The sequence below is a fragment of the uncultured Thiodictyon sp. genome, assembly GCA_903837595.1.
GTDB lineage: Bacteria > Pseudomonadota > Gammaproteobacteria > Chromatiales > Chromatiaceae > Thiodictyon.
Genome location: CAILVI010000384.1, coordinates 1 through 5370 on the forward strand (window position 1 = coordinate 1; position 5370 = coordinate 5370).

3 protein-coding genes are annotated in these 5370 nt (G+C 65.8%); all 3 read right to left on the reverse strand.

The window, feature by feature from the left end; all coding sequences use genetic code 11:
- Positions 1-3922 (reverse strand): response regulator (locus tag QZY44_RS22620; RefSeq protein WP_295452905.1); only part of this gene is annotated, 3922 nt, incomplete at its 3' end.
- Positions 3923-4317: 395 nt separating this feature from the next.
- Complete coding sequence (locus QZY44_RS22625; protein WP_295452908.1) at positions 4318-4884, reverse strand: tyrosine-type recombinase/integrase; 567 nt, start codon at positions 4882-4884, stop codon at positions 4318-4320.
- A 116-nt stretch (positions 4885-5000) separates the two neighbouring features.
- Positions 5001-5370: Tn3 family transposase (locus tag QZY44_RS22630; protein WP_295452913.1), on the reverse strand; the 370-nt coding region annotated here is incomplete at its 5' end.

The following is a 5370-nucleotide window of genomic DNA, read 5'->3' on the forward strand; positions in this document are numbered from 1 at the left end:
GGGGGATCGGTGCGGCGGCGGCGGCCAGCAGGCGGTTGAGCAGCGGCACGCTCGCGTCGCTGTCTTCCTGATCGATCAGCACGGCCACGAACTCGTCGCCACCAAGGCGCGCCAGGGTGTCGCCCTCGCGCAGGGCCTGCTTAAAGTGGTCGGCTACGGTCACCAATAACTGGTCGCCAACGGCGTGTCCGTGGGTGTCATTGATGGCCTTGAAGCCATCCAGGTCGAGATAGGCCACCGCCAGGCCCTGCCCCCGTCGCCGGGTCTGCGCCATGGCCTGGTGCAGACGGTCGGCCAGCAGCAGGCGGTTGGGCAGCCCGGTCAGCGCGTCAAAATGGGCGAGGTGTTCAAAGCGCGCTTCACTGTCACGCAGTGCCTGCTCGCGCTCGCGCAATTGGCGTTGCAGTTCAACCCGCAGACGCAGCACCGGCGGGTTGATCGGTTTGGCGATGAAATCCGCGGCGCCGGCCTCCAGGGCCTGGGTCTCACTGTCCGAATCCTGGCTGGCGGTCACGCAGATCACCGGAACGCCCTTCAGGCGCGGGTCGGCCTGAAGCGTCCGGCACAGGGTGTAACCGTCCATCTCGGGCATCATGACATCGAGCAGGATCAGCGTCGGCAACCGCTCCGCGGCCAGGCGCTCCAGCGCCTGCGGTCCGGATAAGGCAAAGTCGCACCGGCACACGGGCTTCAGCGCCCGCGCCATGATCTCTACGCTGACGGGATCGTCATCGACGATCAGGATCCAGGCGGCGGGGTTCTCGGGCATTACTTCAAGCTCGAACAGATCCAGGGCCGCCAGATCATGCCCGGGGAGGGCGTCGCAGAGCGCGGCGGGCCGGCCCTCGTCCAGCGGCGCATCGGGGTCTGCACCCGGCACCGGTGCTGCACCGTCCAGCCAGGGTGCCAGCGCGGTGAGCAGCGCGCACAACCGCGCATCGAAGTCCGCCAGCGCCGGCGCCGGGTCCACCCGCGGGTCGGAGAGCGCGGTCTCCAGCACCTGGGCGCTCTGCGCCAGTGCGAGTGCGCCAAGGTTCCCGGCGTGGCCGCGCAGGGTATGCAGTCGTCGGGCGGCGCCAATGACCTCGCCGCGCGCCAGCGCCTGGTGTGTCTGCCGGGTTGCGTCGGCGAAATCGGCGGCAAACCGATGCGCCAGACGCAGGAAGAACGACCAGTCCTGGTCGAGCAGGCGCGCCGCCCGGCGACCATCGATGCCGGGGATGTCCGGAAACCCCGCCGGACCTGGCGACGGCGTCGGGACCGGGATCGGGATCGGCCCCGCGGCCCCGGGCGCAACCGCCGGTGGCGGGTGGGTCCAGCGGCGCAGCACCGCGACCAGGTCATCCAGGTCCACGGGCTTCGCCAGGAAGTCGCTGACCCCGGCCTCCTGCGCCCGTTGGCGCTGCTCGGCCAGCACGTTGGCGGAGAAGGCGATCACGGGCAGCGCGGTCAGGCCAAGCGCCTGGCGGATCGCGCGGGTCGCGGTCAGTCCGTCCATCACCGGCATCTGGAGGTCCATCAGCACGGCATCGATCTCCTGGGCGTGGGCGCGCAGACAGTCCAGGGCCTGCTGGCCATCGGCGACCAGGGTCGCCCGGCCACCCTCGCGCCTCAATGCACGTTCGACCACCTCCCGATTCAGGGGGCTGTCATCCACCACCAGACAATGCACGCCGCTCAGGCAGGGTCCGGCTGGCCGCTCGGCGGGCGCGGCCTCCTGCGGCGGCGGGTCGTTCGCGCTGGACCGCTCACAGGGTAGTTCAAACCAGAAGGTACTGCCGACCCCCAGGGTGCTGTCGACCCCGACGCGACCCCCCATCCGCTTCACCAACTGTTTGCTGATGGCCAGGCCCAGCCCGGTGCCGCCGAAACGGCGGGTAATGCTCCCATCGGCCTGGGTAAAGGGGGTACCCAGGATGGCCAGGTCCTCAGGGCTGATCCCGATCCCGGTGTCGCGCACCTCCAGGCGCAGACGCACCGTCCGGGTGTCGACCTCCTGTTGGCTGACCCGGATGAGCACCCCGCCGTGCTCAGTGAATTTCACCGCGTTGCCGACCAGGTTGACGAGGATCTGCTCCAACCGCAGCGGGTCCCCGCGCAGCCAGGGGGAGAGTCCCGCCGGCATCTCGAGCCGGAAGTCGAGCCCCTTGGCCCGGGCCTGCTGACCCAGGAGGCTCGTCACCTGGGCCAGCACCGCCGCCGGCGCGTAGGTCCGCACCTCCAGGCGCAACCGACCGGACTCGAGCTTGGAGAGATCGAGGATGTCGTTGACCAGCCCGAGCAGGGACCGCCCGGCCGTGCGCAGCCCTTGGACCAGGTGGCGCTGCTCGGCGGACAGCGCCTCACCCTCCAACAATTGCGCCAGGCCCAGCATGGCATTGAGCGGAGTGCGGATCTCATGGCTCATGTTGGACAGGAATTCGGACTTGACCCGGGTCGCCTGCTCGGCCGCCTCGCGGGCCTGTTTGAGGTCGGTGACGTCGTAGAAACTGACCAGGAAGGGTTCCGCGAAGGCTGAACCGAGTGCCGTTGTCCCGACCAGCACGGTGCGATCCTTGCCATTCTTGCAGCGGATGGTCACCTCCGGCACCGTCACGAATCGTCCGCCGTTGTGCCGGGCCAGCTCGGTCCGTTCCCGCCAGCGGTCCTTGATCCATTGGCGATAGTCGGGATCGGGATAGGCCAGCGCATACCACTCCACCAGGGTAGGAATATCCGCCAGCGTATAGCCGAACAGCTCGAAACAGGCCCGGTTCTGATAGGTGATGCGCAGCTGCGCACCGATCACGAAAAACGGCACCGGTGCGACGTCGATCATGGCGCGGTACCGTTGCTCGCTAGCGCGCAGGGCGCGGTCGGCCACGTGGCGTTCGGTGACGTCCTGAACATATCCAAAGAGGCGCGTCACACGCTTGTCCGTGCCGATTTCCACATTGCCGACGACCATTAAGACCAGCGTCGCGCCATCCGTGCGCATGGCGCGCAGATCCAACTCAAAGGGCGTGCCCTGCGTGAGGGCGGCGTCCACCGTCTCACGGAATCGTTGCCTGTCTTCGGGACAATAGAGTTGCGATTGGTCCGCAAAGGACGGCGCCCCGGCGGCCGGGTCGCGCTGCATGATGCGGAACAACTCGGCCGACCAGGTCACGGTGTCCGTCGCGATATCCCATTCCCAGCTACCGACGTGCGTGATCGCCTCGGTGCGCGCCAGCATGGCTTGATTGCGCTCCAGTGTCTCCGCGGCGAGTTTGCTCGTGGTGATGTCCTGGGTTGTGCCGACGAGGCGTTGCGGCGCGCCGCATTCGTCACGGATCAGCTGGCCCAGGGAATGCCGCCAGTGGAGGCTGCCGTCGGGCCAGATGACCCGATAGTCGCTGGAGAATTGCTCCCGTGTCGCCATGCAACGTGCAAGTGCCTCGGTGACCACAGGAACATCGTCTGGATGCACGCCACTCAGGAAGCCTTCGTAGGTCCCATCGAAGCCCCCGGGGGCGAGGCCCCAGAGCCGTTCGTGCTGTTGTGACCAGCGGATCCGGTTGGCGGCAATCGCCCAGTCGTAGATGCCCAACTGCGCGGCGTCAAGCGCCAGAGTGAGTCCCTCCTCGTTGTCGCGCAGCGCATCGAACGCATTGCTCAGGGTGAGGTCGAAGCAACGGGCGTGCGCGACCGTGATCTGCGCCTGCGCCCGGCGCAGTTCCTCGTTTTGCATCTGCAGTTCGATCTGATGCACCCGCAGCTCATGGACGATCTGCTGGAAGTCTTGCGTTGACAGTGCCGCGAGGACCTCCGGCGACTGGGCCGCGGTGTCGCCCGCGATCTGCTCGGCCCGTTGCCGCAGGGTCGGTTCCGGACCCGGTTCCGATTCCCCGCGAAGGTCTGTCGGGGGGATCGCGGAGGCGGATCGGTCATCCGTGTCTGTCATGCATCACTCCCAGGGTTTTGCGTCGACTGGCGCCTCGTAAACGGGGTCTGACAATCATTGGGTCGAGTAGCCAGGTGACGTGACCGCCACCCAGCACCCCTAAGAACCGTACTTGCGACTTTCGGATCTGATCAGGATAGGTGCAAAAATGACTAATCTTGCAGCAAAGCCATGAATTCTCGTTTTTTTATTCTAATCGCTTCAGCATGGCCTCACCCCATACTGAAAACAAAATGGTTCCGGTACCCTCTCGCCGCGCTTTGTAACTAACTGATTATCATGACTCGGTGGGGGCGACTTTCAAGCGGGTTTTCCGTGCCCGTGCCCGTCATCCTGGGGTTACTAATTTTTACACGTATCCTGATCTGACCCGATCCTCCTCAAGCAGCCGGCGCTCACCGCCACAGATTCTCAAACCGCTTGGCCGCTGTGCGGGTGTAGATCGCGGTGTGCTTCGGATCGCGGTGGCCGAGGTAATCCTGGATGGTCCGCAGGTCGTGCCCCTTGTTTGCCAGGGCGTAGCCGCAGGTATGGCGCAGCATGTGCGGATGGACCTTGCCCAGCCAAGCGCGCTCGCCGATCCGTCGGACCAGGTAGTAGACCCCCTGACGCGTGAAGGGCCCACCGCGCTCGGAGACGAACAGCCAGGGCAAGCGCGAGTCCCTGATCCGCAGGTAGCGCCGGATCGCCCGTAACTCCTCGCCGTCGAGCGGATGGTGGGTCGAGAGGCTACCCTTTAAGCGCTCGACCCAGAGCCGGGCGCTCTCCAGGTCCAAGGCGGCCACGGTCAAGCGGCACAGCTCGGTTTCGCGCAGCCCATGCCGATAGGTCAAGAGCATCATCGAATGATCCCGGACGCCATGCCGGCCAGCCTTGGCCGCCTGAAGAAACCGCTCGACCTCCGCCTCGGTGAGGAAGTTCTTCGGCTTTTCGTGCAGGTCGACGGCATCGGTCGCGGGCATGGTTGGTCACTCGTTACTTTACGCCGGACGGCGCCCGCGTTGGGGCCAGCTTAACCCGCTGTTTGGACTCAGTGCGAAGATGTCGACTCTAAACAAAATGCACCTTTCGTCAAGAGTCACGCCCACGCCAGCGGCAACCGCTTGGCCATGTCGAGCTCGAAGCTGCCGTAGGGATTGACGTGATAGTAGAGCAGCGGCGACAGCCCCCGTCGGTCTTCCGGTTGCATCCGCTCCAGCCACCCGGGTTCTTCCCGGACCTGCTGGAGCATGAGGGTGTTCGCGTAGACCAGGCTCGCCTGCAACAGGTGCAAGGCGAGCACGGAGATTTCTTGGTCCTCGAGCCGGTTGGTGGCGATCTCCCCGCTCTTGCCGTAGAAGATGAAGTTGTTGGCGCTGTTCCAGTTCTCCACGACATTGAGGCCCTCCTGCACCTCGCGGCGCAGCCCCTCGTCGGCCAGGTAACGGCACAGGAAGATCGTCTTCACA

What these genes read in the sequence shown, in the direction of transcription:
- QZY44_RS22625 (WP_295452908.1), bottom strand. Translation starts at nt 4,884, where the DNA reads ATGCCCGCGACCGATGCCGTCGACCTGCACGAAAAGCCGAAGAACTTC.